Annotated in this window: 30 protein-coding genes; 15 read left to right on the top strand and 15 right to left on the bottom strand. The window is 65.7% G+C overall.

What is annotated here, in order from left to right; all coding sequences use genetic code 11:
* Positions 1-3 precede the first annotated feature (3 nt).
* On the bottom strand, positions 4-357 hold the full coding sequence (rpoZ, locus tag Q8J98_RS10715; RefSeq protein WP_305184890.1) for a DNA-directed RNA polymerase subunit omega: 354 nt from the start codon (positions 355-357) through the stop codon (positions 4-6).
* A gap of 40 nt (positions 358-397) precedes the next feature.
* Positions 398-1,027 carry a 2-amino-4-hydroxy-6-hydroxymethyldihydropteridine diphosphokinase gene (folK, locus tag Q8J98_RS10710; protein ID WP_305294332.1) on the bottom strand — a complete coding sequence of 210 codons (630 nt, stop codon included), beginning with the start codon at positions 1,025-1,027 and terminating at the stop codon, positions 398-400.
* A gap of 111 nt (positions 1,028-1,138) precedes the next feature.
* Here folK and Q8J98_RS10705 point away from each other — a divergent pair, with 111 nt between their 5' ends.
* From Q8J98_RS10705 to Q8J98_RS10680, 6 genes are all read left to right on the top strand, one after another.
* Positions 1,139-1,711 carry an NYN domain-containing protein gene (locus Q8J98_RS10705; protein ID WP_305184888.1) on the top strand — a complete coding sequence of 191 codons (573 nt, stop codon included), beginning with the start codon at positions 1,139-1,141 and terminating at the stop codon, positions 1,709-1,711.
* A gap of 50 nt (positions 1,712-1,761) precedes the next feature.
* Positions 1,762-2,208: a YqaA family protein gene (locus Q8J98_RS10700; RefSeq protein WP_305184887.1), complete on the top strand. Its 447-nt coding sequence runs from the start codon at positions 1,762-1,764 to the stop codon at positions 2,206-2,208.
* A 163-nt stretch (positions 2,209-2,371) separates the two neighbouring features.
* Positions 2,372-3,322, top strand: coding sequence for a 4-hydroxy-3-methylbut-2-enyl diphosphate reductase (gene ispH / locus Q8J98_RS10695; protein ID WP_305294331.1), 951 nt, complete (start codon positions 2,372-2,374; stop codon positions 3,320-3,322).
* Positions 3,319-3,921 (top strand): LysE family translocator, encoded by a 603-nt coding sequence (locus Q8J98_RS10690; RefSeq protein WP_305294330.1) that lies wholly within the window; start codon positions 3,319-3,321, stop codon positions 3,919-3,921. The genes ispH and Q8J98_RS10690 overlap by 4 nt, the downstream gene beginning before the upstream one ends.
* A gap of 60 nt (positions 3,922-3,981) precedes the next feature.
* Positions 3,982-4,443 (top strand): ribonuclease HI, encoded by a 462-nt coding sequence (gene rnhA / locus Q8J98_RS10685; protein ID WP_305294329.1) that lies wholly within the window; start codon positions 3,982-3,984, stop codon positions 4,441-4,443.
* Positions 4,440-5,078, top strand: a complete 639-nt coding sequence (locus tag Q8J98_RS10680; RefSeq protein ID WP_305294328.1) for a trimeric intracellular cation channel family protein — start codon at positions 4,440-4,442, stop codon at positions 5,076-5,078. The genes rnhA and Q8J98_RS10680 overlap by 4 nt, the downstream gene beginning before the upstream one ends.
* Here Q8J98_RS10680 and Q8J98_RS10675 read toward each other — a convergent pair.
* The 6 genes from Q8J98_RS10675 to def (Q8J98_RS10650) all read right to left on the bottom strand — a co-directional run bounded on the left by Q8J98_RS10675 (position 5,036) and on the right by def (Q8J98_RS10650) (position 8,452).
* Positions 5,036-5,587, bottom strand: a complete 552-nt coding sequence (locus Q8J98_RS10675; RefSeq protein ID WP_305294327.1) for a dihydrofolate reductase family protein — start codon at positions 5,585-5,587, stop codon at positions 5,036-5,038. The genes Q8J98_RS10680 and Q8J98_RS10675 overlap by 43 nt on opposite strands.
* A 1-nt stretch (position 5,588) precedes the next feature.
* A complete protein-coding gene (locus Q8J98_RS10670; RefSeq protein WP_305294326.1) occupies positions 5,589-5,828 on the bottom strand; it encodes a GlsB/YeaQ/YmgE family stress response membrane protein in 240 nt (79 codons plus the stop codon).
* Positions 5,829-5,892: 64 nt separating this feature from the next.
* On the bottom strand, positions 5,893-6,789 hold the full coding sequence (gene fmt / locus Q8J98_RS10665; RefSeq protein ID WP_305294325.1) for a methionyl-tRNA formyltransferase: 897 nt from the start codon (positions 6,787-6,789) through the stop codon (positions 5,893-5,895).
* 147 nt (positions 6,790-6,936) lie between these two features.
* On the bottom strand, positions 6,937-7,437 hold the full coding sequence (def, locus tag Q8J98_RS10660; RefSeq protein ID WP_305294324.1) for a peptide deformylase: 501 nt from the start codon (positions 7,435-7,437) through the stop codon (positions 6,937-6,939).
* The gene (gene def / locus Q8J98_RS10655; protein ID WP_305294323.1) at positions 7,434-7,928 is read right to left on the bottom strand and encodes a peptide deformylase; all 495 of its coding nucleotides are present in this window, start codon (positions 7,926-7,928) and stop codon (positions 7,434-7,436) included. The genes def (Q8J98_RS10660) and def (Q8J98_RS10655) overlap by 4 nt, the downstream gene beginning before the upstream one ends.
* Entirely contained in the window at positions 7,925-8,452 is a 528-nt protein-coding gene (def, locus tag Q8J98_RS10650; RefSeq protein WP_305184876.1) for a peptide deformylase, read from the bottom strand. Before def (Q8J98_RS10650) ends, def (Q8J98_RS10655) begins: the two co-directional genes overlap by 4 nt.
* Before the next feature lie 127 nt (positions 8,453-8,579).
* Between def (Q8J98_RS10650) and Q8J98_RS10645 the strand changes: the two genes are divergently transcribed.
* The gene (locus Q8J98_RS10645) at positions 8,580-9,764 is read left to right on the top strand and encodes a MalY/PatB family protein (RefSeq protein WP_305294322.1); all 1,185 of its coding nucleotides are present in this window, start codon (positions 8,580-8,582) and stop codon (positions 9,762-9,764) included.
* A gap of 3 nt (positions 9,765-9,767) precedes the next feature.
* Here Q8J98_RS10645 and Q8J98_RS10640 read toward each other — a convergent pair whose 3' ends face one another.
* Entirely contained in the window at positions 9,768-10,115 is a 348-nt protein-coding gene (locus tag Q8J98_RS10640) for a hypothetical protein (RefSeq protein WP_305184874.1), read from the bottom strand.
* Positions 10,116-10,288: 173 nt separating this feature from the next.
* On the opposite strand from Q8J98_RS10640, the gene Q8J98_RS10635 reads away from it, so the two are divergent.
* From Q8J98_RS10635 to Q8J98_RS10625, 3 genes are all read left to right on the top strand, one after another.
* Positions 10,289-11,452 (top strand): lytic murein transglycosylase, encoded by a 1,164-nt coding sequence (locus Q8J98_RS10635; RefSeq protein WP_305294321.1) that lies wholly within the window; start codon positions 10,289-10,291, stop codon positions 11,450-11,452.
* A gap of 183 nt (positions 11,453-11,635) precedes the next feature.
* The gene (locus Q8J98_RS10630) at positions 11,636-12,367 is read left to right on the top strand and encodes a VacJ family lipoprotein (protein WP_305294320.1); all 732 of its coding nucleotides are present in this window, start codon (positions 11,636-11,638) and stop codon (positions 12,365-12,367) included.
* On the top strand, positions 12,357-12,965 hold the full coding sequence (locus Q8J98_RS10625) for a phospholipid-binding protein MlaC (protein ID WP_305294361.1): 609 nt from the start codon (positions 12,357-12,359) through the stop codon (positions 12,963-12,965). The genes Q8J98_RS10630 and Q8J98_RS10625 overlap by 11 nt, the downstream gene beginning before the upstream one ends.
* Before the next feature lie 12 nt (positions 12,966-12,977).
* Here the strand turns inward: Q8J98_RS10625 and Q8J98_RS10620 are convergent, their stop codons facing one another.
* A complete protein-coding gene (locus Q8J98_RS10620; protein WP_305294319.1) occupies positions 12,978-15,131 on the bottom strand; it encodes a transglycosylase domain-containing protein in 2,154 nt (717 codons plus the stop codon).
* A gap of 267 nt (positions 15,132-15,398) precedes the next feature.
* Here Q8J98_RS10620 and Q8J98_RS10615 point away from each other — a divergent pair, with 267 nt between their 5' ends.
* Both Q8J98_RS10615 and Q8J98_RS10610 read left to right on the top strand, forming a co-directional pair.
* Positions 15,399-15,737 (top strand): P-II family nitrogen regulator, encoded by a 339-nt coding sequence (locus tag Q8J98_RS10615; RefSeq protein WP_305184869.1) that lies wholly within the window; start codon positions 15,399-15,401, stop codon positions 15,735-15,737.
* Between the two features lie 30 nt (positions 15,738-15,767).
* The gene (locus Q8J98_RS10610) at positions 15,768-17,129 is read left to right on the top strand and encodes an ammonium transporter (RefSeq protein ID WP_305294318.1); all 1,362 of its coding nucleotides are present in this window, start codon (positions 15,768-15,770) and stop codon (positions 17,127-17,129) included.
* Between the two features lie 71 nt (positions 17,130-17,200).
* Here Q8J98_RS10610 and Q8J98_RS10605 read toward each other — a convergent pair whose 3' ends face one another.
* On the bottom strand, positions 17,201-18,385 hold the full coding sequence (locus tag Q8J98_RS10605) for an amino acid aminotransferase (RefSeq protein WP_305294360.1): 1,185 nt from the start codon (positions 18,383-18,385) through the stop codon (positions 17,201-17,203).
* Entirely contained in the window at positions 18,385-19,254 is an 870-nt protein-coding gene (gene sseA / locus Q8J98_RS10600; RefSeq protein WP_305294317.1) for a 3-mercaptopyruvate sulfurtransferase, read from the bottom strand. The genes Q8J98_RS10605 and sseA overlap by 1 nt, the downstream gene beginning before the upstream one ends.
* A 149-nt stretch (positions 19,255-19,403) precedes the next feature.
* Here sseA and Q8J98_RS10595 point away from each other — a divergent pair, with 149 nt between their 5' ends.
* Entirely contained in the window at positions 19,404-20,831 is a 1,428-nt protein-coding gene (locus Q8J98_RS10595) for an amidohydrolase (protein WP_305294316.1), read from the top strand.
* Between the two features lie 38 nt (positions 20,832-20,869).
* Here the strand turns inward: Q8J98_RS10595 and Q8J98_RS10590 are convergent, their stop codons facing one another.
* From Q8J98_RS10590 to Q8J98_RS10580, 3 genes are all read right to left on the bottom strand, one after another.
* Positions 20,870-21,169 (bottom strand): hypothetical protein, encoded by a 300-nt coding sequence (locus Q8J98_RS10590; RefSeq protein WP_305294315.1) that lies wholly within the window; start codon positions 21,167-21,169, stop codon positions 20,870-20,872.
* Between the two features lie 131 nt (positions 21,170-21,300).
* A complete protein-coding gene (smpB, locus tag Q8J98_RS10585; RefSeq protein ID WP_305294314.1) occupies positions 21,301-21,774 on the bottom strand; it encodes an SsrA-binding protein SmpB in 474 nt (157 codons plus the stop codon).
* 134 nt (positions 21,775-21,908) lie between these two features.
* Positions 21,909-22,700: a MaoC family dehydratase N-terminal domain-containing protein gene (locus tag Q8J98_RS10580; RefSeq protein ID WP_305294313.1), complete on the bottom strand. Its 792-nt coding sequence runs from the start codon at positions 22,698-22,700 to the stop codon at positions 21,909-21,911.
* A gap of 157 nt (positions 22,701-22,857) precedes the next feature.
* Here Q8J98_RS10580 and ilvD point away from each other — a divergent pair, with 157 nt between their 5' ends.
* Together ilvD and Q8J98_RS10570 are read left to right on the top strand one after the other, a co-directional pair.
* A complete protein-coding gene (gene ilvD, locus Q8J98_RS10575) occupies positions 22,858-24,591 on the top strand; it encodes a dihydroxy-acid dehydratase (protein ID WP_305294312.1) in 1,734 nt (577 codons plus the stop codon).
* Positions 24,572-25,216 carry a hypothetical protein gene (locus Q8J98_RS10570; RefSeq protein WP_305294311.1) on the top strand — a complete coding sequence of 215 codons (645 nt, stop codon included), beginning with the start codon at positions 24,572-24,574 and terminating at the stop codon, positions 25,214-25,216. Before ilvD ends, Q8J98_RS10570 begins: the two co-directional genes overlap by 20 nt.
* Positions 25,217-25,325 lie beyond the last annotated feature (109 nt).

Here is a 25,325-nt window from a genome sequence, read left to right as displayed (position 1 = left end):
GCCTCAGTCGCGGCCCTGCGCGTCCATCAATGCCCGCAGCATCCGCGCCTCGTCCATATCGTCATCGCGCGGCCTGTCAGGCTCGCCGGACATGAGCTGTGACATCCGGTCTTCCTCGGGCTCGTCAACCTCGATCTGGGTCTGGTTCGAGGCGATCAGACGCTCGTTCAGGTCACTGGCGGCCTGCGTTTCATCGGCAATCTCGCGCAGCGCGACGACCGGGTTCTTGTCGTTGTCGCGGTCGATGGTGATCGGCGAGCCAGCCTGAATCTCGCGGGCACGGTGCGCCGCAAGCATGACAAGTTCGAACCGGTTCGGAACCTTGTCAACGCAATCTTCAACCGTCACGCGGGCCATCGGCAACTCCATTGTCGAGCGGGGGAGGTGGAGCGTCTATTTAGGCGGTCGGCGGTGCGATGACAAGCGCCGAATCCCTGATTGCCTGGCCAGAAAGCGGCCGAATCGCCGCTTTTTCTGCCTCAGGCAGGCAGGCGACCATCGCTGCCACGGTTTTGTGCAAGCCAGGGTGGTGCCAGCGGGGGGCGATATCGGCAAGCGGAATCAGCACGAAACCGCGTTCGGCAAGGCGCGGATGCGGCAGGATCAACTGGTCCGGGCTGCGCCGCAGCTGCTCGTCCGGGGGCAGATCACGCCATGCCGCTGCGGTTGCCGCATCGGGCAATACCGCCTGCCCGACCGCGAGAAGGTCGAGGTCAAGCCCGCGCGCCGCCCAGCGGCTGCTCCGCACCCGCCCGAATGCCGCCTCAACCGCGTGGAGTTCCGCCAGAATCGCCAGCGGTGGCAGGGTTGTGCTCAGCCGCGCGCAGGCATTTACATAATCCGGGCCGGACCCCGCCGGATAGGCGGGAGTGGTGAAAAACCGCGACACCGCCGCCAGCGCGAGGCCGCGCGCCGCCAGCATTTGCAGCGCCGCGCGCAGCGTGCCTGCCACGTCGCCCGTCGGCCCCGGCAGGTTGCCACCGAGCGCGATCAAAACTGTGCTACTGTCTTTTTCGACAGATACCATTCGCCACCGCTTTCCCGTTATCTGTAGCTACAGACTGAAGCCGAGTCCTTTTTCCAGTAAGCCTTTCTGACCAGCATTTTGAGACTCGGCGTGATTCAAAAAGGGAATGAGATGTTTTACAAGGACGAACGGCTGGCGCTGTTCATCGACGGCTCGAATCTCTACGCCGCCGCAAAGGCGCTTGGGTTTGACATCGATTACAAACTGCTGCGTCAGGAATTCGAGCGGAGGGGCAAACTTCTGCGGGCTTTCTACTACACCGCGCTTCTGGAAAACGAGGAATACTCGCCAATCCGTCCGCTGGTCGATTGGCTGAACTACAATGGCTACGCGATGGTCACCAAACCGGCCAAGGAATATACCGACAGCATGGGCCGGCGAAAGGTCAAGGGCAACATGGACATCGAGCTTGCCGTCGATGCGATGGAGCTTGCGCCCCGGCTTGACCATGCCGTGCTGTTTTCCGGCGATGGTGATTTTCGCCCGCTGGTGGAAAGCCTGCAAAGGCAGGGGGTGCGGGTCTCGGTGGTCTCGACAATCCGCAGCCAGCCGCCAATGATCGCCGATGAGCTGCGCCGTCAGGCCGACAATTTCATCGAACTTGACGCGCTGCGCGACGTGATCGGGCGGCCACCGCGCGAGCCCCGGCTCGACCGCGATGAGGAAACGCCCTCAGAGGTATGAGCGAAGCGGAGGGCGCTTGCGCCCTCCGCGGCTTTGCGTCAACTGGCGGCATGGAAGCCACCGCTGCCCTTGCAGGTCTGTTCCTTCTGGCGATGCTGGCGGCATCGCCGGTGCCGTTTCAATCCGAAGTGGTGTTTGTCGGCCTGCAACTTTCTGGCGTCGGGCCGATCTGGCTGCTGGTGCTGATCGCGGGGGCGGGAAACACGCTTGGTGCTTTCATCACCTACGGGCTGGGGCGCGGCGCAAGCCGCTGGCGCAACCGGCGCTGGTTCCCGGCATCTGCCGCGCAGATGGCGCGCGCCGAGGCGTGGTTTGCGCGCTGGGGGGTCTGGGTGCTGCTGTTGAGCTGGGCACCCGGGGGCGATCTGGCAACGCTGGTCGCCGGGGTGTTGCGCACGCCGATCTGGCTGTTTGCGCTGTTCGTGACTTTCGCCAAGACCGGCCGCTATGCGGTTGTCGGCTGGTTGACGGCGCAGGCAATGGGCTTTTCCGCCTAGAGCCTGTCCGGCAAAAGCGGCCACCGGTTTTGTCGCAAGACAGACGCAAACCAGCAAGCTGGAGTCTGTCAGGCGCTTCTATCTGCGCCAGTCATACTCTAGGGCTGGACCTCGCGCACGCCCCGCCTTACCTCTGGACGGCACCAAGAGCCCGGACCCGCCAATGCCGAAGCCGCCACTGACCCTGTACCTCGCTGCGCCGCGCGGCTTTTGCGCGGGCGTGGACCGCGCCGTGAAGATCGTCGAACTTGCGTTGCAGAAATGGGGCGCACCAGTCTATGTCCGCCACGAAATCGTGCACAACCGCTTTGTGGTCGATGGCCTGCGCGCCAAGGGCGCGGTGTTCGTCGAGGAGCTTGACGATGTGCCCGCCGACCGCCCGGTGATCTTTTCGGCGCATGGCGTGCCGAAATCGGTGCCCGCAACGGCGGCGGCGCGCGGCATGGTCTTTGTCGATGCCACCTGCCCGCTGGTTTCCAAGGTCCATGCCGAAGCGGCGCGCCACCACGACGAGGGCCTGAAAATGGTGATGATCGGCCATGCCGGCCACCCCGAGGTGCTCGGCACCATGGGCCAGCTGCCGGCGGGCGAGGTGCTGCTGGTCGAGACCGTGGCCGATGTCGCGCGGCTGGCCCCGCGCGATCCGGCGCGGCTGGCCTATATCACCCAGACCACGCTTTCGGTCGATGACACGGCAGCGGTGATTGCAGCGCTGCAGGCGCGGTTTCCCGCCATCGTCGGCCCCGCGAAGGAGGACATCTGTTACGCCACTACCAACCGCCAGGCCGCGGTGCGCGAAATTGCCCCGAAGATCGATGCGCTGCTGGTGATCGGCGCGCCGAACTCGTCCAACTCGCGTCGGCTGGTCGAGGTCGGGCGCGCTGCGGGCTGCGGCTACGCGCAACTGGTGCAGGGGGCCGAAGATATCGACTGGCGCGCGCTTGGCACCCCCGGCGCGGTCGGGGTGACCGCCGGAGCAAGCGCACCCGAAGTGCTGGTCGATGCCGTCATCGCCGCTTTCCGCAACCGCTTTGCGGTGACGCTCGAGCTGGTGGAAACCGCGCGCGAAGATGTGGAATTCAAGGTGCCGCGGATACTGAGAGAGGCAAGATGAGCTGGGAATTCCTGCTGACGGCGCTTGTCGTCTGTCTCGCGCCGGGGATCGGCGTGGTTTACACACTGTCGGTGGCGCTGGGTCAGGGACTGGGTGCGGGAATATGGGCGGCGCTGGGCTGTACTGTCGCAACGCTGGTGCATCTGGGCGTGGCGCTGGTCGGGCTGGCGGCAGTGCTGCACAGCTCGGCCGTGCTGTTTCAGGCAATCAGATACGCGGGCGTCGCCTATTTGCTGTGGATGGCTTGGGGCACCTTGCGGGGAACCGGCGGCCTGCAGGTAAAGCCCGCCGCGGCACAGCCGATATCGCGGCTTGTCGGTCGCGGCATCATGCTCAACCTACTCAACCCGAAGCTGCCGATGTTCTTCATCGCCTTCCTGCCGCAGTTCATGGCACCGACCGATGGGCCGATGGTGATGGCCGAACTCGGGGCGGCATTTGCCGCGCTGACCTTCGCGACCTTCGTGGGCTACGCCGCGCTTGCCGCAACGGGAAGGCAAACGGTGCTCAGCCGCCCGCAGGTCATGGCATGGCTGCGCCGCGCCTTCGCCGCCTCGTTCGCCGCGCTGGGGGTGCGCCTTGCACTCGAGCACGCCTGAGCAGGCGGGGGGCCTTCTGCCCCCCGCACCCCCCGAGGGTATTTACACGTTGAAGAACCCATGACCGAGCTTTTTGCCTGGACCGACGGCGCCTGCAGCGGCAACCCCGGACCGGGGGGCTGGGGGGTGCTGGTCCGCGCGCTCGACGGCGGCACGGTGCGCAAGGAACGCACGCTTTCGGGCGGCGAGGCGATGACCACCAACAACCGGATGGAACTGATGGCGGCGATAGCGGCGCTGGAGGTGCTGGCGCGCGCCAGCGAAATCACCCTTACAACCGATTCGGCCTATGTGAAGAACGGCATCACCACCTGGATGGCCGGCTGGAAAAGGAACGGCTGGAAAACCGCCGATCGCAAACCGGTGAAGAATGTCGATCTCTGGCAGCGGCTCGATGCCGCGCAAGCCCGCCACAAGGTGAACTGGATGTGGATCAAGGGTCACGCCGGGCACCCCGAGAACGAACGCGCCGACGAATTGGCGCGCGCCGGAATGGCCCCCTACAAGGGCCGCGTGGCATGACCCCGCTTGTAGCCCTCGAATACGCCTCTGTTCTGGTCTTTGCGCTGACCGGGGCGCTGGTCGCCAGCCGGGCGCAGCTTGACCTTGTGGGCTTCATCTTCATCGCCTGCCTGACCGCAGTCGGCGGCGGCACGTTGCGCGATCTGCTTTTGGGCCGTGACCCGGTGTTCTGGGTCGCCCGCCCGGAATTCGTGGTCATCGCAGCATTGGCGGCGGTGGCGGTATTCTTTACCGCGCATCTTCTGGAAAGCCGCTACCGCGCGCTTCTGTGGCTTGATGCCTGTGCGCTGGCGGTGGCGGTGCCTGCGGGCGTAGGGGTGACGATCGGCCTCGGCCACGGCCCGGTAATCGTGCTGATCATGGGGGTGGCGACCGGGTCTTTCGGCGGCCTGATGCGCGATGTGGTTTGCAACGAGGTGCCGCTGATCCTGCGCAAGGGTGAATTCTACCTGACTGCGGCGTTTTGCGGTGCTGCCGCAGCACTGATTTCGGGCGCGCTCGGTTGGCCCGGCCTGCCTGCGCTTCTGGCCTGCGCGGGGGTGACCTTCGCGATGCGCGCGGGCGGCCTCGCCTTTGGCTGGTCGCTTCCCGATTACAAGGCGCGCCCGCCCCGCCCCGGTTCGCCGAAGCGGTAATCGAGCATCACCATGCCGAGCGGCAATTGCCGCAGCCCCGCAAGGCGCGGCTGCCGCCCGGGCCGCGCGCCTCTGGCAAAGGCCGGAACCCCCGCGCCAAGAAGCCGCGGCACCACGGCAAGCTCCAGCCGATCCAGCGCCCCGAGGCCGATCAGCGCCGATTGCAGCATCGGCCCGCCGACCACCCAGACATCGCCACCCCCGGAGGCACCCAGATGCGCGGCGAGCGCGGGCAGCCCGCCCGACCAAAGCTCTGCCCCACCTGCAAGCGGCTGGCTGAGGGTGCGGCTCACGACAATCGCGCGTTTGCCGGGGTAGGGCCATTCGGCTGAAAGCTCCAGCGCCTGTGCATAGGTCCGCCGCCCCATCACCACGGTGCCGATCTCTGCCAGGAACCCCGCGTAGCCCCAATCGACAGCTTCGAAGGGTGCAAGCCACCCGACCCCGCCCGAGGCATCAGCGGCAAACCCATCGAGCGAGGCGGCCATCATGCCGCGGATTGATGCCATGTCAGCGCCGCGGCCCGTAGCTGCGCCAGAGCCAGATCAGCGCCATCGCCCCCAGCACGGCCCCCACGAACCCCGCCATCCAGCCGGTAATGGTCAACAAGATACGCAGCACCAGACCGCCCAAGAGAGCGCCCAGCACGCCAATGCCGATGGTGGCGAAAAGGTCGGTCTCAAGCCGCATGGTGCGGGTGGCAATCAACCCGGCGGCGGCACCGATGATGATGAGGGCGATGATCGGCATGGCAAAGCCTCGCTGCAAAGCTTTGCCAGATATGGGGGCGCGGATGCAGGCATATCAAGCCCTCTCAACCAAGCCGCTCCGGCAATTCCAGCCCCATGAGCAGCTCTGCCGCGGTCATCGCCCGCCTGCCCTCGCGCTGCGCCTCCAGCACTTCCAGCGCCGCCTCGCCGCAGGCCACGGTAAAGCCGCCAAGCACGCTTCCCGGCGCAGCATTTCCCGCTACCGCCCGCGCCCGCAAGATCTTCACCCGCTCGCAGGCAACATCGCACCATGCGCCGGGAAAGGGTGCGAGAGCGCGAATCTGGCGCGCGGTTTCCTCGGCAGGCCGCGTCCAGTCGATCCGCGCCTCGGCCTTGTCGATCTTGGCAGCATAGCTCACCCCTTCGGCAGGCTGCGCCACCGCTGCCAGATCGGGCAGATGCGCCAGCGCATCGACGATCAGCCGCGCCCCGAGCGCCGAAAGCCGCTGATGCAGCTCGCCACTTGTCTCTTCGGCACCGATCACCACTGCCTCGCGCAGCAGCACCGGCCCGGTATCCAGCCCCGCCTCCATCTGCATGATGCAGATCCCGGTTTCGGCGTCGCCCGCCATGATCGCGCGTTGCACCGGTGCCGCCCCGCGCCAGCGCGGCAACAGCGAGGCGTGGATATTGAGACAGCCGAACTTCGGTGCCTCCAGCAGCGCGCGCGGCAAGATCAGCCCATAAGCCACCACCACCGCAACATCGGCACCGAACGCCGCGAACTCCACCTGCTCTGCGGCACCTTTCAGGCTGGCGGGATGCCGCACCGCCAGACCCAGAGCTTCGGCCCGCAGTTGCACCGGCGCGGAGCGCGGTGCCTTGCCGCGCCCGGCAGGCCGCGGCGGCTGGCAATAGACCGCAACCACCTCATGGCGCGCCGCCACAGCCTCCAGCACCGGCACCGAAAATTCCGGCGTCCCCATGAACACGATCTTCATCCGTTTTCCCCTGTCAGCGGCCCGGTCCATTTCGCCATGCGCCGCAGGCGGAACTCAAGCCCCATCTTCATCGCCAAAATACCCCGGGGGGTGAGGCCCGGCACGGGCCGAGGGGGGCTGGCCCCCCTTGCGCGCGCGCCGCAGGCGCTAACCACGCGCCAGTTTCGCCGACTTCGCCACCAGCATCTTGCGCCGCAGCGGGCTCAGGTGATCTACATAAAGCTTTCCATCCAGATGGTCGATCTGGTGTTGCGCCGAAGTCGCCCAGAGGCCGACGAAATCGCGATCTTCCACCTCGCCCGCGGCATTGAGGAACCGCACCGTCACCGCGCGCGGCCGCTCGACCCGTGCCGAAACGTCGGGCAGGTTGGGGCTCGCCTCGTCATGGCTGCGCAGCTGCGCCGAGGCATGCAGCACCTCGGGGTTGGCCATCCGCACCGCCTGCCCGCGCCGCTCGGAAGCATCCACCACCACCAGCCGCAGCAAGATGCCGATCTGCGGCGCTGCGAGGCCAACGCCCGGCATCGCCTCCATGGTCTCGATCATGTCATCCCAGATCATCCGCACGGTTTCGGTGATCGCGGCAACCGGGGCGGCGGGCTGGTGCAGGCGGCGGTCGGCATAGGGCAGGCAGGCGCGCACGCTCACCCGCGATACTCCGCCTCGGACCGCGCCCGCGCCTCGGGGGCAAGCCGCATCAGCGTCACGACGCCGTCGAGGTGGTCGGTCTCGTGCTGCACACAGGCGGCAGCAAAATCCTCCAGCACTGCCTCATGTGCCACGCCTTCCAGATCGCTCCAGCGCATCCGCACCCGGGCCGGGCGGGTGATATCGGTCAAGATGCCGGGGATCGACAGACACCCCTCGGCGCGGGTGCAGACTGCATCGCCCAGCGGCTCGATCACCGGGTTGAGGATCACCTGCGGGTCGGGTCGCCCCTCTTTCCAGGTCACATCCATCACGAAGATGCGCAGCATCGCCCCGACCTGCGGCCCGGCGAGGCCACGGCCGGGGGCAGCATACATCGTCTCCAGCATGTCGGCGGCGAGCGCGCGCAGCCCTGGCGTCACCTCGGCTACCGGCGCACAGGCTTGCGCCAGCCGAGGGTCGGGCCATTCGAGGATGGGAAGCAGGCTCAAAACGTCTCGCGGGCGCGTTCGCGCTTCAGCTTTTCCATTTTGCGGGTGATCATCTGGCGCTTGAGCGGACCGAGGTAGTCAAGGAACAACTTGCCGTTCAGATGGTCGAATTCATGCTGCGCGCAGGTCGCCCAAAGCCCGTCGAACTGCTCCTCCACGACCTTGCCCTCAAGCGTGGTCCAGCGCATCCGCACCTCGGCGGGGCGGGTGACATCGGCAAACTGCTCGGGCACCGAAAGGCACCCCTCCTCATAGGTCCGCGTAGCTTCGGAAACCCAGGTGACCTCGGGGTTGATCAGCACCATGGGCTGCGGTGCCGCAGCGTGATCCTTGATGCAATCCATCACGAAAAGCCGACGGAGCACCCCTACCTGCGGCGCGGCAAGGCCGATGCCGGGGGCCTCATACATGGTCGCCAGCATGTCATCGGCCAGCCTGCGCAGGTCGCGGTCAATTGCCGCCACGGGGTCGCACAGCTTTTTCAGCCGCGGGTCGGGATGAATCAGGATCGGGCGCAGGGTCATGGCCGCTGATTTAGGCGAAGCTGTGCGGCCTTGCAATGCCAGGAAGTGCCGCGCAATCGGCATTTGCCGCCGCCGTCACAGCCGATATAACCCAAAAACCGAAAGCCCCCGCTGCAAGGAACCCCGGATGCGCCAGACCCCCGACTTTGACGAAGTCATCAACCGTTTCGGCACCCATTCGGTGAAATGGGATGGAATGGAGCCGATCTTCGGCGTGCCCGCCGCCGATGGCATTTCGATGTGGGTGGCCGACATGGATTTTCGCCCGCCGCAGGCGGTGCAACAAGCGCTCGAATCGATGCTGGCGCATGGCATCTATGGCTACTTTGGCGATGCCGCCGCCTATCACGCCGCAATCCGCTGGTGGATGCAGAACCGCCATGGCTGGGCGGTGGAAACGGACTGGGTCTTTACCACCCACGGCCTGGTCAACGGCACCGCGATCGCGGTTGATGCCTTCAGCGCACCGGGCGACAGTGTGGTGCTGATGACCCCGGTCTATCACGCCTTCGCCCGGGTCATCCGCGCCGCCGGGCGCGAGGTGGTCGAATGCCCGCTGGCGCTGGTCGGCAACCGTTACGAATTGGATTTTGCTACCTGGGATGCGCAGATGACCGGGCGCGAAAAGATGCTCATCCTCTGCTCGCCGCATAATCCCGGCGGCCGGGTCTGGTCGGTCGAGGAACTGCGTGGCGTCGCCGAGTTCTGCACCCGCCACGACCTTGTGCTGGTCTCCGACGAGATCCACCACGATCTGCTGATGCCCGGCCAGCACCACACGGTCATGGCCTTGGCCGCGCCGGAAATTGCCCCGCGGCTGGTCACGCTGAGCGCCACCACCAAGACCTTCAACATCGCCGGTGCCCATATCGGCAATGTCATCATCGCCGACCCCGGGCTTCGCGCCCGCTTTGCCGCGCGGATGGCCGCACTTGGCATTTCGCCGAATTCCTTCGGCATGGCCATGGCTACCGCCGCCTATTCGCCCGAAGGTGCCGCCTGGCTCGATGCGCTGAGGCTTTATCTCGATGGCAACCGCCAACTGTTCGACGCTGGCGTGAACGCCATTCCCGGCCTGCGCTCGATGCCGCTGGAAGCCACCTATCTCGCCTGGGTCGATTTTTCCGGCACCGGCATGGAGGTGGACGAATTCACCCGGCGCGTCGAAAAGCTGGCGCGGATCGCCGCCAACCACGGGCCGAGCTTCGGACGGGGCGGCGAGAGCTTTCTGCGTTTCAACTTGGCCACGCCGCGCAAGCTGGTGTCCGAAGCTGTAGCGCGGTTGCAGGCGGCCTTTGCCGATCTGCAATAATTTTCAGGCGCGCGGCAGGTAGCCCACGGGTGCCGCCTCGTCGCGCACGAAATCAAGCGCGGCACGGTCGCGCACCGCGATTTCGCTTTTGATCGAGCAGATCAACTCGCCGTCCTCGACCGCCGAGGCGACGATCAGGCAGGTTGCCAGATGGCGGCCACCATCGTGCAGGGCGACCAGCCCGCGCAGTTGTGAAACCTGCGCGGCGTCAAGCGCCAGCCCGCCTTTCCAGCGCCGCAGAACCGTATAGCTCTGCCCGCCCGCCACCACCCGCAACCGCGAACGCCGACGCTCGGCTTTGTCCTGCGCCGCGCGCAGCTTGGTCAGAAGCTCTTTCGGCAAGATTTCCATTGTCAGACTCCGGGGCGGATACACATGACGATGTGGCCAACATTGTAAAAATCAAGCAACAGCCCCGCCCGCTGTGCGAATTCGCCGCAAACGTGCCCTTGCGGCCACGCGCGCCGGGTTGCCAGATGACCGCCGGGTGATAGTCTGGCCGGGTTTTTCCTCACGAGGTTCCCATGCGATTTCTCTCGCCCGCTTTTGCGATGCTGCTGCTTACCACCCCCGCCCATGCCCAGTGCGGTGGCGATTTTTCGGCCTTTGTCACCGCGCTTAAGCCCGAGATCCGCGCCGAGGGGCTGACCGCCCGGCAGGTTGATGGGTTCCTTGCCGGGGTCACGCAAGATGCGCGGGTGCTGCGCGCCGACCGTGCGCAGAGCTTTTTTCGCAAGGATTTCATCGAATTTTCGCGGCTTCTGGTCAGCCAGAACCGCATGCAGGCCGGGGCCGCGAACCTCGCGAAATACCGCGCCATCTTCGACCGGGCCGAGGCCGAATACGGTGTTTCGCGCGGTGTGCTCACCGCGTTCTGGGGGCTGGAGACCGATTTCGGGGCGTTTCAGGGCGATTACAACACCCGCGATGCGCTGGTGACATTGGCGCACGATTGCCGCCGACCCGAACTTTTCCGCCCGCAAATCCTTGCCGCCGCCCGGCTTTTCGCGCGCGGCGATTTCGATATTGCCGGGGTCGGTGCCTGGGCGGGCGAAATCGGGCAGGTGCAGATGCTGCCGATCGACATCGAGCGAAACGGGGTTGATGGTGATGGCGACGGTCATGTGAACCTGCGCAGCTCACCCGCCGATGCGTTGCTATCGGGTGCCAGGATGTTGCAGAGCCTCGGCTGGCGGGCAGGCGAGCCGTGGTTGCAGGAAGTCATCGTGCCGGAGGGTCTCGACTGGTCGAAAACCGGGCTGGAGACCCAGCTTTCCACCGCCGACTGGTCCGAACGCGGCGTGCGCGCGCGCGAAGGGTCGCTGGCGCGCGGGCTGAAGGCCTCGGTAGTGCTGCCGATGGGGCGCAAGGGGCCGGCTTTCATCGCCTACCCGAATTTTAGCGTGCTTTTCGAGTGGAACCAGAGCTTTGCCTATGTCACCACCGCCGCCTATTACGCGACGCGGCTGCTGGGCGCGCCGGCCTATCAGCCCGGCACCCCCGACCCGCTGCTGAGCCTTGAAGACATGAAGGCGCTGCAACGCGCGCTGGCGGCGCGCGGCCATGATGTGGGCAAGGTCGATGGCATTCTGGGGGCAATGACCCGTACGGCGGTGCAAAAAGAGCAGATGCGGCTTGGGCTTCCCGCCGACGCCTGGCCGACGCTGGAGCTGCTGCGCAAACTTTGAATCCGGCGCATTCCGCGGGCGCATGTCGCGAGTTTGTGCTTCGATATGAGCGGCCCGGCGCATGCATGCCAGACTTTTTTGGCAAGGAGGGGTTTTCATCGCCGGAATATGCTACAATTCTGGGGTGTGCAGCGCGATGACTTCTGCCTGTCATCAAGCCGTGCACGCAAGGGAGGGCTATTGATGCCGCGCCTGCTTTTCATTCCGCGCGTTTCGGTGCCGTTTCTTGCGGCGCTGCTGCTTGCCGGGTGCGGCGTGCGCGAAATGCCCAGCGGTATTTTCGACCCCTACGAGACCGCGAACCGTGAAACCCATGCCTTCAACGTAGCGCTGAGCGGTGTGCTGGCAGGTGCGGCGGGCGGTGATTCTGCCTTGCCGGAACCGGTGCTGAAAGTGGCGGCGAACTTTGCCGGCAACCTCGGCCTGCCCAACAAGATCTTCAACTCGCTGCTTCAGGGACGCGTCGAACCAGCGGTGATGAACACGCTCCGGCTGCTGGTCAACACCACCTTCGGGGTTGGCGGGCTGTTCGATGCGGCGGGCACCTCGTTCGGACTGCCTGAGCACTACACCGATTTTGGCGAAACCCTCTATGTCTGGGGCGTCGGCGAAGGTGCCTATATCGAGCTTCCCATCATCGGCCCCTCGACCGAGCGCGACGCCTTCGGCAGGGTAATCGATGTGTTCATCGACCCGCTTGGCGCGGTGCTTACGGTGCATCAGCACAACAAGGTGCGCCTGATCCGGCTGACTGGAAACACCGCGGGCAACCTTCGCTATGCGGGCTCGGTAACGGCAATACTGAACGAAAGCGCCGACAGCTATGCGCAGGCGCGGTTGATCTATCTGCAAAATCGCCGCTTCGCGCTGGGAGCAACAAGCGATGAAGATGTATTTGACCCCTATGCCCAATAGCCGCCTCACCCGCCGCAGCTTTGGCGGCGCACTTGCGGGTGCCATGGCGCTGGCAATCCTGCCGCGCGCGGCAGCGGCGCTGGATGATGCAAGCGCGCGCGCGCTGATCGACCGCGCGGTGGGCGAGGTGCATGAAATCATCAACTCGGGCCGTTCCGAAGCGCGGATGCTGACCGATTTCGAGGGCATCTTCACCCGCTACGCCGATGTCACCACAATCGCCCGCACCACGCTGGGCGCGGCGGCGCGGCAGGCAACCGCCGCGCAGATGAGCGCCTACACCCGTGCCTTCGGCATCTACCTGTCGCACAAATACGGCCGCCGTTTCCGCGAATTCATCGGCGCGCGAATCGAGGTCACCGGCTCGCGGCCGCTGAAAAGCTTCTACGAGGTGCGCTCGGTCGCCTATCTGCAAGGCGAGGCCCCGTTTGAGTTGCTCTGGTATGTCTCCAGCGCGTCCGGGCGCGATCTTTTCTTCAACATCGTGATCGAGGGCGTCGATCTGCTCAACTCCGAGCGCATCGAGATGGGTGCCATGCTCGACCGCCGCCGCGGCGATCTTGATGCGATGATTGCCGATCTGCGCGCGCGCGGCTGAACGCCGCGCCGCTCAGTTGCCGCGGGCACCAAAGATTTCGCGCAGGAGCCGCCCGATCGGGTCTTCGTTCTGGTTGCCACCCTGCCCGGGCGGGGCCGTGGGGGCAGCGCGCCAGCTTTCGGGCGAAGCCGTTGGCAGCGGGGTTGCGGGCAGGCCTTCGTGCACGTTGACCATGACCGCCTGCCAGATTTCCGCCGGAAGCCCGGCACCGGTAACCCCCGCAAGCGGCGTGTTGTCGTCGTAGCCCATCCAGACGCCCGCCACATAATCGGCGGTGAAGCCGATGAACCAGGCATCGCGCGCCGCCTGTGTGGTGCCGGTCTTGCCAGCGGCCTGCCGGTCGGGCAGACGCGCCCGCCCGCCGCTGCCCGCTTCGATCACCTGCGTCATCATCCAGGTCAGTTCGGCGGCGGCGGCGCGGGTGATGACCCGCTCACCCATTCCGCCCGCCTGCCCGATCAGCGGCGCATCCTCGCCTTGCAGACGCAGCTCGATCAATCCGTAGGGGCGCACCGAGGTGCCGCCATTCAGGATGCCCGCATAGGCACCGGTCATTTCCAGCAGGGTCGATTCCGAAACGCCAAGCGCCAGCGCCGGGCCATCGGCCAGCGTCGAGGCAAAGCCGAACTGGCTTGCCACCGCGCGCACCGCATCGCGCCCAACCGCCTCGGAAAGCCGCACCGCAGCAGTATTGAGCGACCGCGCCAGCGCCGTGGTCAGCGTGACCTCGCCGTAATATTCCTTGCCGTAATTCTCCGGCGACCAGGGGCCAGAGCCGCGCACGTTGATGGTCAGCGGCGCGTCAAGAATGATGCTGTCGGGGGTGTAGCCCAGATCGAGCGCCGCCGCATAGACGAACGGCTTGAAGGTTGATCCGGTCTGCCGCAGCGCTTGCGTGGCGCGGTTGAAATCGCCCGCGTTCGGGGTGCGCCGCCCGCCAACCATGGCCCGCACCGCGCCATCCGCCGACATCACCACGATTGCCGCCTGGGTTTCGCTGCCCTCGCGCAGCTTGGCCCCGAACACCGCCGCAAGGGCTGCCTCGGCCGCGGTCTGGATGCGCTGGTCGAAGGTGGTCGAAATGATCACATCCTCGGTGGTTTCGCGGGTCAGGAACGAGGGGCCGGACTCCATCACCCAATCGGCAAAGAACCCGCCCGCCCGCGCCGCAGCGGCTTGCGAAAGCTGCGCGGGGTGCGCCATCGCATAGGTGTAATCGGCATCCTTCAGATAGCCCTGATCGTGCATCAGCCCCAGCACCAGCGCGCCCCGGTCCTGGGCGCGCTGCAAGTTGGCGGTGGGCGCATAGCGTGAAGGGGCCTTGAGCAGACCTGCCAGCATTGCCGCCTCGGCCGGGGTCACATTGGCCGCCGAAATGCCGAAATAGCGTTGGCTTGCCGCCTCGAACCCGCGCGCCCCCGCACCAAGGTAGGAGCGGTTGAGGTAGATCGTCAGGATCTCGTCCTTGGTGTATTTCAACTCCAGCGCAACCGCGAAGGGGATCTCCTTGATCTTGCGCCAGACACTGCCCTGGCGGCAGTCGGCCTCGTATTCGGCCTCGGTCTTCCATTTCGCCAGGTCAAAGGCCACGCCAAGGCACAAAAGCTTGGCCACCTGCTGGGTGATGGTCGAGCCGCCGTTACCCTCCAGCGGCCCGCGCCCCTCGGCGAGGTTGATGCGGATGGCGCTGGCAATGCCGCGCGGGCTGATGCCGAAATGGCCGTAAAAACGCTTGTCCTCGGTCGCGATCACGGCGTTTTTCAAATGCGGCGACACGGTTTCGGCGGTGATCTGGCCGCCAAAGGTCTCGCCGCGCCATGCGAACACCTTGCCGTCGCGGTCAAGCATTGTCACCGAGCCGCGCTGACGCGCATCAAGCAGCGCGGTCAGTTCCGGCAACTGGCTCTGGAAATAGAATACCGTGCCCGCAAGGATCAGCGCAGCGGCCAGCCCAAGCCGCCAGCCGATGCCCCAGATCACCCTCCAGATGCCGCGCCAAAGCCAGGCCACCCCGGCCACCAGCGGGTTGCGGTGCCGCCGCCGTCGGGCAGGGGCGCGCGAAGGCTTTGCCGCAGCCGGTTTCGGCGCGGGCTTCGCGGGTTGCGGCCGCGCCGCCGAATACCGTTTATCTGCAACCAGGGGCCGCCTGCCGCCCATCTGTGCCATCTGCTACCTGCACCACCGCCCGTTTCTTGCCCGCCAGCTTACATGCCGACAGCGCTGATGTGGAGTGGCTTTGCAGGGTGATTCGCTTTTGCAACTGCCTATATTTTAGGCATCGCCCACCATTTGTGCAAAACTTGTGCGATCTGCGCGGATTCCCACCCGTTTGCACCTGCCGCAAATCTTGTGCTGCACCTGCAAATCGCGCCCTCTGGCAGCAGTGATGCCCAAACCTGCGGCATCTGGGGCGACAGAGGAAGGGATGACGACGTGAAACTCATCATTGCAGCAATCAAACCGTTCAAGCTCGAGGAGGTGCGCGAGGCGCTCACCACCATCGGCGTGCGCGGCATGATGGTATCCGAGATCAAGGGTTTTGGCGCGCAGTCAGGCCATACCGAAATTTACCGCGGTGCCGAATACGCCGTGAACTTCGTGCCCAAGGTCAAGCTCGAGATCGTGGTGCCCGATGCGCTGGCCGACGAGGTGGTGGAAACCATCGCCCGCACCGCGCGCACCCAGAAAATCGGCGACGGCAAGATTTTCGTGCTGGACGTGGCGCAGGCAGTGCGCGTGCGCACCGGCGATGTGAATGACGAGGCGCTCTAAAAGGCAGCCGCAACAAGGGACATGAGAGAGATGATGAAATTTGCAAAACTCCCGGGCCTTGCCGCTGCGTTCGCAGCGCTGGCCCTGCCTGCCTTCGCGCAGGACGCAGCACCCGCCGCCGAAGCGGCGGTCGAGGCGGTGGTCGAGGCCGCCGCACCAATCGTAGACAAGGGCGACGTGGCCTGGATGATGATGGCATCGGTTCTGGTGCTGTTCATGATCATTCCGGGCCTGGCGCTGTTCTACGGCGGCCTGGTGCGCTCCAAGAACATGCTTTCGGTGCTGATGCAGACCACGATGATCACCGCCGTGGTGATGATCATCTGGGTGCTTTACGGTTATTCCTTCGCCTTCGGCGGCGGCACTTCGCCCTACTGGGGCGGCCTGGGCAAGGTCTTCCTCTCCGGGGTCACACCGGATTCGCTGGCAGCCACCTTCACCGATGGCGTGATGTTGCCCGAGTATGTGTTCATCGCCTTCCAGATGACCTTTGCGGCCATCACCCCCGCGCTGTTCATCGGTGCCTTCGCTGAACGCATCAAGTTCTCGGCGGTGATCCTGTTCACAATCCTGTGGGTAACGGTGATCTACTTCCCGATCGCGCATATGGTCTGGGATGCCTCGGGCCTGATCTTCACCTGGGGTGCAGTGGACTTTGCCGGCGGCACCGTGGTCCACATCAACGCCGGCGTCACCGCGCTGGTGGCGGCCTTCGTCGTCGGCCCGCGCATCGGCCACCGCAAGGACAACATGGCACCGCATTCGATGACCCTGACCATGGTCGGCGCGGCGATGCTGTGGGTTGGCTGGTTCGGCTTCAACGCCGGTTCCAACCTCGAAGCTACCTCGGGGGCCACGCTGGCGCTGCTCAACACCTTCGTCGCCACCGCCGCCGCGATCGTTTCCTGGTCGGTGGTCGAGGTGATCTTCCGCGGCAAGGCCTCGGGTCTCGGCGCGGCATCGGGCATGGTTGCCGGGCTTGTCGCCATTACCCCGGCCTGCGGCACCACCGGCCCGGTTGGCGCGATCGCGCTTGGCCTCGTGGTCTCGCCCATCGCCTACATCTTCGTGACCAAGGTCAAGGCGATGTTCAACTACGATGACAGCCTCGATGTGTTCGGCGTGCACGGCATCGGCGGCATGGTCGGTGCCATCGGCACCGGCATTCTGATGGCCCCCGGCCTTGGTGGCACCGGCGACGCAGATTTCTCGATCGCGGCGCAGGTGTTGATCCAGGCCAAGGCGGTGCTGGTCACCATCGCCTGGGCTGGCATCGGCTCACTGGTCCTGCTCTACATCGTCAAGGCGATCACCGGGTTGCGCGTGCCCGCCGATGACGAACGTCAGGGGCTCGATCTTACCTCGCATGGCGAAAGCGCCTACCACGCCTGATCCTCGCGGGGCGCTGAAAGACCAAAGGCAGGGCGCAAGCCCTGCCTTTATTGCATTCGGGCCAGTCGGTATCAGACCCCGGCGGCGATAATCGCCTTTGCCAGCACCGGCACCGTCGCCGCGTTCAGCCCGGCGATGTTGAGGCGGCTGTCGCCGACCATGTAGATTGCATTTTCCAGCCGCATCTTTTCCACCTGCTCGGGGCTCGCCCCCAGGCGCGAGAACATGCCCCGGTGCTGGCCCAGAAAGCCGAACCGGTCCGAGCCGGAAAGGCGGCGCAGCTCTGCCGCCAGTTGCTCGCGCAAGGCCAGCATGCCCAGCCGCACCTCCTCAAGCTCTGCCTGCCAGTCGGCGCGCAGCCCCGCATCGGTCAGGATCATCGTTACAAGGCGTGACCCGTGGTCGGGCGCAAAGGAATAGTTCTGCCGGTTGAGAAAGGCGAAATTGCCCTGCACCAGGTCGCGCGTCGCGGGGTCTGGCGTCACGGCCAGCAATATGCCGGTGCGTTCGCGGTAAATGCCGAAGTTCTTGCTGCACGACGCGGCAATCAGCACCTGCGGCAGCCTCGCGGCCAGAAGCCGGGTGCCCGCCGCGTCTGCCTCCAGCCCGTCGCCAAAGCCCTGATAGGCAAGGTCGATCAGCGGCAGCGCCCCGCTGCGTTCCAGAAGCGCCGCTACCTCGGCCCATTCCGGCAGCGTCAGGTTGGCCCCGGTCGGGTTGTGGCAGCAGCCGTGCAGCAACACCACATCGCCCGCCGTCGCCTGCGCAAGATCCGCCATCATCCCGGCAAAATCGACACCGCGGCTTTCGCCGTCAAAGTAGCGGTAGGCCCGCGTCTTGATGCCAAGGTAGCTCAAGATCGTCAGGTGGTTCGGCCAGGTCGGGTCGGATACCCAGACCGTGGCATCGGGCGCTGCCATCCGCACCAGCTCCAGCGCCTGACGCACCGCACCGGTGCCGCCCACCGTGGCCAGCGCCGCCACCCGCGGCTCGGGGTAACCCGGCCCGAGTATCATTGCGGCCATCGCCGCGTGAAAGGCAGGCTCGCCCGCCAGTGCGGTGTAGGTTTTCGTGGTCTCGCTTTCCCAAAGCCGCCGCTCGGCAGCCTTCACCGCGCGCATGATCGGGGTGAGCCCGTTCGCATCCTTGTAAACCCCGACGCCAAGGTCGATCTTGTCCGGCCGCGGATCGGCCTTCAGCATCCCCATCAGCGCCAGTATCTTGTCGGCCGCCTGCGGCTTGAGACCGTGCAGCATCATGCCTCGCTTGCCGCTTTCGCGGTCGCCACGCGCAGGTCGTTGTACATGCCCCATTCCGCCCATGATCCGTCATAAACGGCATGGTTGCGGTGCCCCACCAGCTCCAGCGCCAGTGCCAGCATCGCCGCATTGACACCCGAGCCGCAGGTGGTGATCGCCGGTTTCCTGAGATCGACCCCCGCCGCCTTGAAGACCGCGCGCAGCGCCTCGGGCGATTTCATCGTGCCGTCGGGGTTCAGCAGGGTGGCAAAATGCACGTTTTTCGAGCCGGGAATATGGCCCATACGCAGCCCGGGCCGCGGCTCCGGATCTACCCCCGCAAAGCGCCCCGGCGCGCGGGCATCGATGATTTCGTGATCGCCCAGCTTCGAGGCGGCGGCAACCTGCGTTACATTCTTCACCAGTTCGGCATGGCGCTGCACGGTGATGTGCCGCTCGCGCAGGATCGGCGGCATGTCCTCAACCGGGTGCCCCTCGGCCAGCCATTTCGGAAACCCGCCATCCAGCACCGCGATGTCGTGCTTGCCCATCAGCCGAAAGGTCCACCACACCCGCGGCGCGGAAAACACCCCGGCGGTGTCGTAAACCACTACCTGATGCCCGTCGCCAATGCCCATCGCCCGCATCCGGCTGATGAACTTCTCTGGCGTCGGCACCATATGAGGCAAGCTCGAGCGGCTGTCGGCAATATCGTCGATATCGAAAAACCGCGCGCCGGGAATATGGACCTTGGCGTATTCCGCCTTCGGATCGCGCCCGGCCGTCGGCAAGTACCAGCTTGCATCCAGCACGCGCAGATCGGGGTCTTTCAGATGCGCTTCCAGCCAGTCGGTGGAGACAAGGGTTTTCGGTTCATCCATGGCCATGCCCACTCTTGTTTCTGGCCCAAAGCCTTACGCGGCAGGGCGGCGCGAGGCAAGGGCGGCGGCGGTTTCCGGGCGCGGCAATGGCGGTTGCACTTTGCCGCACGCCGGGGTTTGGTGCGTGCCAACCCGAAGCTGCCCAAGGAAAGACCATGCGCAACAGCGAAGCCATCTGGGACTGTGTCGAAGCCCATGCCGCCGACCTGATCGGCCTTTCCGACAGGGTCTGGGGCACGCCGGAAACGCTTTATGCCGAATACAGATCCTGCGCGGAACACAACGCAATGCTCCGCCAGAAAGGCTTTCGCGTCACCGAAAACCTCGCGGGCATTCCCACTGCGGTCATGGGCGAGGCTGGCACTGGCGGCCCGATCATCGCCATCCTCGGCGAATATGATGCGCTTCCCGGCCTCAGCCAGGTCGCGGGGCTTGCCGAACCGCGCGAACTGGAGGCGGGTGGCAACGGCCACGGTTGCGGCCACAACCTGCTCGGTTCCGCCGCGCTCCTCGCTGCCTGCGCGCTCAAGGACTGGCTCGCCGCCACCGGCACCCCCGGCCGGGTGCGCTATTTCGGCTGCCCGGCGGAAGAAGGGGGTGCTGCGAAAACTTTTCTGGTCCGCGATGGTGCCTTTGACGGCGTCGATGCCGCGATCACCTGGCACCCGAACCCTGTCACCCGCGTCGATGATCCGCTGAGCCTTGCCAACATGCGGCTCGACTTTACCTTCACCGGCCGCACCAGCCACGCCGCGATGAGCCCGCATCTCGGCCGCTCGGCGCTTGATGCGGCAGAGCTGATGTCGGTCGGGGTCAATTACCTGCGCGAACACGTCCCGCAGGATGCGCGCCTGCATTACGCCTACCTCGACGCGGGCGGCTCCGCGCCGAACGTGGTGCAGGGCCGCGCCAAGGTCCGCCACCTGGTGCGCGCGATGCAACTGCATGACATGCTGGCAATTGTCGAACGGGTGAAGAACGTCGCCCGCGGTGCCGCGCTGATGACCGGCACCGAGGTTGAAATTCAGGTGGTCTCGGCGGTCTCCAACATGCTTGGCAACCGGGTGATGGAAACCACCATGCAGGCAGCGCTTGAAGAGCTTGGCGGCGTTCCGTTCGACGCCGCCGACCGCGCCTATGCGCGCGCCATTCAGGCCACGTTGACCCGCGAGGAAATCGCCACCCCCTACAAGGTCATCGCCATGCCGCCCCGCTTCGATGAACCGCTCTGCGATTACGTCGTGCCGCTTTATCCGCATGGCGAGGTGCTGATCGGATCCACCGATGTCGCCGATGTCAGCTGGAAGGTGCCGCTGGTGCAGGCGCTGGTGGCCACCCACGCCATCGGCTCGCCGGGGCATAGCTGGCAGATAACCGCGCAAGGCAAATCGCCCGCCGCGCACAAGGGTCTCGTGCATGCCGCCAAGGCAATGTCGCGCTGCGCCGAAAAGCTGCTGACCACCCCGGGCCTGCTGACCGAGGCACAGGCCGAACACCGTGCACGCCTCGCGGCGACGCCCTACACCTGCCCGCTGCCTGCGGGCATCACCCCGCCGCTGCAACCGCGCCCGGCGGAGATCTGAGGCAGGCGGCGGCGGTCTTGCCCCCCGCCCGGGCCTTCTCACTTGGCCATCATGCCCTTGATCGCGCCGACCACCACCAGCAGCACGCCGCCGCCGACGGCCCCCGAAGCGATCGACATCATGACATCGTTGAAACCGTTTCCCGCCGTCTGATCCAGCGCACCCGGCAGCAGCTCACCAGACACGCCGACAAGGCTTGCCAGATAGGCACCGATCCCGCCACCCGCAATGCCGATGACCGCGTCGCCAATTCTGCCGAGGCTGAGCTTTTTCAGCACCGCGCCAACGGCAGTGCCACCCACCGCGCCCGAAACCAGAGAAACTATGAGTTGTTCCATGAACCTTGTCCCTTCCCAACGGGGCCTTTTTGCAGCGCCGACGGGTGGCCCCTGACCGCTGGCGGGCAAAGTATCTCACAAATTGTCGCAGCGGCAAAACCTGCACGGAGGAACCCCGGGACTCGGAGCCCCTAGCCGCCCCGCTTCATGATCCGCGCCTTCTGGCGGTCCCAGTCGCGCTTGGCCTCGGTGGCGCGCTTGTCGGCCAGCTTCTTGCCCTTGGCGATGCCGAGCTTCAGCTTTACCCGGCCGCGCGCGTTGAAATACATCACGATCGGCACGATCGTCATGCCTTCGCGCCCCACCGCGTTCCAGAGCCGCGAAAGTTCCCGCTTCGAAACCAGCAGCTTGCGCCGCCGCCTCGGCTCGTGGCCAAAGACCCCCGCCTGCATGTAGGGCGCGATATAGCTGTTGATCAGCCACAGCTCGCCACCCTCGACCGAGGCATAGCTTTCGGCAATGTTGCTCTGCCCGATCCGCAGCGACTTCACCTCGGACCCGGTCAGAATGATCCCCGCCTCAAGATCGCTCTCGATGGCATAGTCGAACCGCGCCCGGCGGTTTTCGGCAATGGTCTTGGAATTGGGATCAGATTTTTCTGCCATGACCGCCCCGAGATAGTCGCCCCGCGCGCGCAAGTCCAGATGCCGCGCCAGACGCACAGCCTTTGCGCTTGCCCTGGTCCAAATATCCTCGGTGGTGGTCGCACGCCGGCGCGCGAGAGGGGGCAGAAAGCCCCCTATTCCGCTTCGGCGGTCATGCATAGCCGCCCGTCCTGCGCGGCCACCCAAAGCCGCCCACCGTCGCGGCAAAAGCGCAGCTCCTCGCCCTCGAGCGCCGCCGAAACGCCCCGGAAGGAAAACCGCTTCAACCCGCCCAGCGCCTCGGCGGCGATCAGCATCAGCCATTGCGCCAGAAGCGGCCCGTGCACCACCAGCCCGCCATAGCCCTCCACCCCGCGCGCATAGTCGCGGTCATAGTGAATGCGGTGGCCGTTCAGGGTCAGCGCCGAATAGCGGAAAAGCTCCACCGGCGAAAACCGCAAACGCATCACTTCGCCGCCTGCGGGAGCCTGCGGCACCGGGGGCACCACCTGCCCCGGCAGCGGATCGGCGCGGTAAACCAGATCCTGCCACTCGGTCACGCAAAGCCTGCCCCGCTGCGCAATCGCGTGGCGCAGGGTCACGAAAGCCAATTGCCCGCTTCGCCCCTGCTTGCGCGTTACCGCCTCGATCACCGTGGTCTTTTCCGCCTGCTGCCCGGCATAAAGCGGTGCCTCGAACACCAGCCGCCCACCCGCCCACATCCGCCGTGGCAACCCGAGGTCGGGAATGAACCCGCCCCGCGCCGGGTGCCCATCGCGGCCCAGTTCCGCTGCGGGAAGGGCGTCCCAGAAATACAGCTGATGCGCAAAGGGCGGCAGCGGCGCGGCCGCATCGAACCCGCGCCCAAGCAGCGCCGCAAGCGCCTCTGCCCGGGCCGGATCGATGTCGTCGCGCCTGACGCGGGTTCTGCCGATCACCTCTTGCATTCCGCCAGACTGCTGCAGCCGCCCGCGCTCTGCAAGCCGCCTCTCGCGGCGCGACCGCACCAGAGCGGGCCAGCAATTCTTTTGCCATGCGATCTTCCTTGCCGCGCCCGCATCGGCGCATTATTGCCCTTGGGCAAGCAATTCCGGGAGCAAGCCGATGAAAAACAGCCGTTTCGACAAATCAATCCTGCCCTCTCGCCACGTCACCGAAGGCCCCTCGCGCGCGCCGCACCGGTCGTATTTCTACGCCATGGGCATCACCGAGGAAGAAATTCACCAGCCATGGGTCGGTGTTGCCACCTGCTGGAACGAGGCGGCACCCTGCAACATCGCGCTCAACCGTCAGGCGCAGGCGGTGAAGATGGGTGTCAAGAAGGGCGGCGGCACGCCGCGCGAATTCACCACCATCACCGTCACCGACGGTATTGCCATGGGGCACGAGGGCATGCGTTCGTCGCTGCCCAGCCGCGATGCCATTGCCGATACGGTCGAACTGACCATGCGCGGGCATTGCTACGACGCTCTGGTAGGGATCGCGGGCTGCGACAAGTCGCTGCCGGGCATGATGATGGCAATGGTGCGGCTCAACGTGCCTTCGGTCTTCATCTACGGTGGCTCGATCCTGCCGGGTCGGCTCAATGGCCGCGACATCGTGGTGCAGGATGTGTTCGAGGCGGTCGGGCAGCATTCGGCAGGCAAGATGTCCGATGCGGAACTGGCGATTCTGGAAAAGCTGGCCTGCCCCTCGGCGGGTGCCTGCGGCGGCCAGTACACCGCCAACACCATGGCCTGCGTATCCGAGGCGATCGGGCTTGCGCTTTTGAATTCGTCAGGGGCCCCGGCACCTTACGAATCGCGCGATCAGTTCTGCGATGCCACCGGCGTCGCGGTGATGAACCTGATCGAGAAGAACATCCGCGCCCGCGATATCGTTACCCGCAAGGCTTTGGAAAACGCCGCCCGCGTGGTTGCCGCAACCGGCGGTTCAACCAATGCCGGGCTGCATCTTCCCGCCATCGCCAACGAGATCGGCATCGATTTCGACCTCTTCGATGTCTGCGACATTTTTCACGACACCCCGTATTTCGTGAACCTGCGTCCCGGCGGCGATTATGTGGCCAAGGACCTTTACGAAGCGGGCGGGGTGCCGGTGGTGCTCAAGCAACTCGCCAAGGCCGGGCTGATGCATCTCGATTGCATGACCGCTTCGGGCCGCACGATGGGCGAGGAACTCGATCAGATCCGGGGCGAGCCTGACGGCAAGGTGATCTACCCGGTTTCGGCACCGATCACCGCTACCGGCGGTGTGGTCGGCCTCAAGGGCAACATCGCCCCCGATGGCGCGATCGTGAAGGTCGCGGGCATGGCACCCGCACAACAGGTGTTCACCGGCCCCGCGCGGGTCTATGAATGCGAAGAGGACGCCTTCGAGGCGGTGCAGGCGCGCAGCTACAAGGAAGGCGAGGTGCTGGTCATCCGCAACGAAGGCCCCGCAGGCGGGCCGGGCATGCGCGAAATGCTTTCCACCACGGCGGCGCTCAGCGGGCAGGGCATGGGCAAGAAGGTGGCGCTCATCACCGATGGCCGCTTTTCGGGTGCCACGCGCGGCTTCTGCGTCGGCCATGTCGGCCCCGAGGCGGCCCATGGCGGCCCGATCGCGTTGCTGAAAGATGGTGACATCATCACCATCGACGCGATCAAGGGCGAAATATCGGTGGCGCTGTCCGATGCCGAACTTGCTGCCCGCAAGGCAGACTGGAAAGGCCCGCGCAAAACCGATTACGCCACCGGCGCTGTCTGGAAATACGCGCAGCTTGTCGGCCCGACCCGTTTTGGCGCGGTCACCCATCCGGGTGCCAGAGCCGAAACCCATGTTTACATGGACCAGTAAGGTGCGTCTGGCGCTGGCACTCGCGGCTTGCCTTGCCGGCGCTGGCTGCGCAATGTCCTTCGGTGGCGGCCAGGCACCCGCCACGCTGGCGCTCAGCTCTGGCGGCCCGGTCATTGCCGGACCGCGCGGGTTCTGCATCGACACCGCGCAAAGCCATGAGGCGGGAACAGATGCCTTCGTGCTGCTCGGCAGCTGCGCCTCGCTTTCGCACAGCACCACGGCCGAGCGCCCGCCTGCCAAGGCGGTGTTGACCGCTTCGGTCACCGCCGCAACCCCGGGTGCCGCGCCGCTGGCCAAATCATTCAAGCAGCTTGAAACCTACTTCCGCTCCGAAGCCGGGCGTGCGGCACTTTCGCGCAGCGGCAACGCGGCGACGGTCAAGGTGGTGCGCAGCCAGATTGCGGGCGATGTGCTGCTGATCGAGTTGACCGACACCGCAGCTTCGGGTGCCAATCGGGTGCAGGCGCGATCCTGGCGCGGATTGATGGAAATCCGCGGCCGAATCGTCTCGCTGACCGTGCTCGGGCTTGCCGATGAGCCGCTCAACTCCACCACGATGAAGATGTTGGCAACCGACTTTGCCGCAGCGCTCAGGGCGGCAAATGCGCAGGCTGCGTCCGGCTGAGGCCGCCTGCCTCGGTCCGATCGACAAGGATGGGCAATTTTCCTCTTGCGCTGTTTGCGCATTTGAAACGATTTGGGCTAACTGTTTCCGCAAGCGTAACGATTGCGCG

Source organism: Phaeovulum sp., assembly GCF_030684035.1.
Classification (GTDB): domain Bacteria; phylum Pseudomonadota; class Alphaproteobacteria; order Rhodobacterales; family Rhodobacteraceae; genus UBA6213.
Note: the sequence above shows the minus strand (reverse complement) of the source record. Positions and strands in the feature narration are given on the sequence as shown.

Coding starts and splice junctions, on each gene's coding strand:
- rpoZ (WP_305184890.1), bottom strand. CDS start 357: ATGGCCCGCGTGACGGTTGAAGATTGCGTTGACAAGGTTCCGAACCGG.
- folK (WP_305294332.1), bottom strand. CDS start 1,027: ATGGTATCTGTCGAAAAAGACAGTAGCACAGTTTTGATCGCGCTCGGT.
- Q8J98_RS10705 (WP_305184888.1), top strand. CDS start 1,139: ATGTTTTACAAGGACGAACGGCTGGCGCTGTTCATCGACGGCTCGAAT.
- Q8J98_RS10700 (WP_305184887.1), top strand. CDS start 1,762: ATGGAAGCCACCGCTGCCCTTGCAGGTCTGTTCCTTCTGGCGATGCTG.
- ispH (WP_305294331.1), top strand. CDS start 2,372: ATGCCGAAGCCGCCACTGACCCTGTACCTCGCTGCGCCGCGCGGCTTT.
- Q8J98_RS10690 (WP_305294330.1), top strand. CDS start 3,319: ATGAGCTGGGAATTCCTGCTGACGGCGCTTGTCGTCTGTCTCGCGCCG.
- rnhA (WP_305294329.1), top strand. CDS start 3,982: ATGACCGAGCTTTTTGCCTGGACCGACGGCGCCTGCAGCGGCAACCCC.
- Q8J98_RS10680 (WP_305294328.1), top strand. CDS start 4,440: ATGACCCCGCTTGTAGCCCTCGAATACGCCTCTGTTCTGGTCTTTGCG.
- Q8J98_RS10675 (WP_305294327.1), bottom strand. CDS start 5,587: ATGGCATCAATCCGCGGCATGATGGCCGCCTCGCTCGATGGGTTTGCC.
- Q8J98_RS10670 (WP_305294326.1), bottom strand. CDS start 5,828: ATGCCGATCATCGCCCTCATCATCATCGGTGCCGCCGCCGGGTTGATT.
- fmt (WP_305294325.1), bottom strand. CDS start 6,789: ATGAAGATCGTGTTCATGGGGACGCCGGAATTTTCGGTGCCGGTGCTG.
- def (WP_305184876.1), bottom strand. CDS start 8,452: ATGACCCTGCGCCCGATCCTGATTCATCCCGACCCGCGGCTGAAAAAG.
- Q8J98_RS10645 (WP_305294322.1), top strand. CDS start 8,580: ATGCGCCAGACCCCCGACTTTGACGAAGTCATCAACCGTTTCGGCACC.
- Q8J98_RS10640 (WP_305184874.1), bottom strand. CDS start 10,115: ATGGAAATCTTGCCGAAAGAGCTTCTGACCAAGCTGCGCGCGGCGCAG.
- Q8J98_RS10635 (WP_305294321.1), top strand. CDS start 10,289: ATGCGATTTCTCTCGCCCGCTTTTGCGATGCTGCTGCTTACCACCCCC.
- Q8J98_RS10630 (WP_305294320.1), top strand. CDS start 11,636: ATGCCGCGCCTGCTTTTCATTCCGCGCGTTTCGGTGCCGTTTCTTGCG.
- Q8J98_RS10625 (WP_305294361.1), top strand. CDS start 12,357: ATGCCCAATAGCCGCCTCACCCGCCGCAGCTTTGGCGGCGCACTTGCG.
- Q8J98_RS10620 (WP_305294319.1), bottom strand. CDS start 15,131: ATGGCACAGATGGGCGGCAGGCGGCCCCTGGTTGCAGATAAACGGTAT.
- Q8J98_RS10610 (WP_305294318.1), top strand. CDS start 15,768: ATGATGAAATTTGCAAAACTCCCGGGCCTTGCCGCTGCGTTCGCAGCG.
- Q8J98_RS10605 (WP_305294360.1), bottom strand. CDS start 18,385: ATGCTGCACGGTCTCAAGCCGCAGGCGGCCGACAAGATACTGGCGCTG.
- sseA (WP_305294317.1), bottom strand. CDS start 19,254: ATGGCCATGGATGAACCGAAAACCCTTGTCTCCACCGACTGGCTGGAA.
- Q8J98_RS10595 (WP_305294316.1), top strand. CDS start 19,404: ATGCGCAACAGCGAAGCCATCTGGGACTGTGTCGAAGCCCATGCCGCC.
- Q8J98_RS10590 (WP_305294315.1), bottom strand. CDS start 21,169: ATGGAACAACTCATAGTTTCTCTGGTTTCGGGCGCGGTGGGTGGCACT.
- smpB (WP_305294314.1), bottom strand. CDS start 21,774: ATGGCAGAAAAATCTGATCCCAATTCCAAGACCATTGCCGAAAACCGC.
- Q8J98_RS10580 (WP_305294313.1), bottom strand. CDS start 22,700: ATGCAAGAGGTGATCGGCAGAACCCGCGTCAGGCGCGACGACATCGAT.
- ilvD (WP_305294312.1), top strand. CDS start 22,858: ATGAAAAACAGCCGTTTCGACAAATCAATCCTGCCCTCTCGCCACGTC.
- Q8J98_RS10570 (WP_305294311.1), top strand. CDS start 24,572: ATGTTTACATGGACCAGTAAGGTGCGTCTGGCGCTGGCACTCGCGGCT.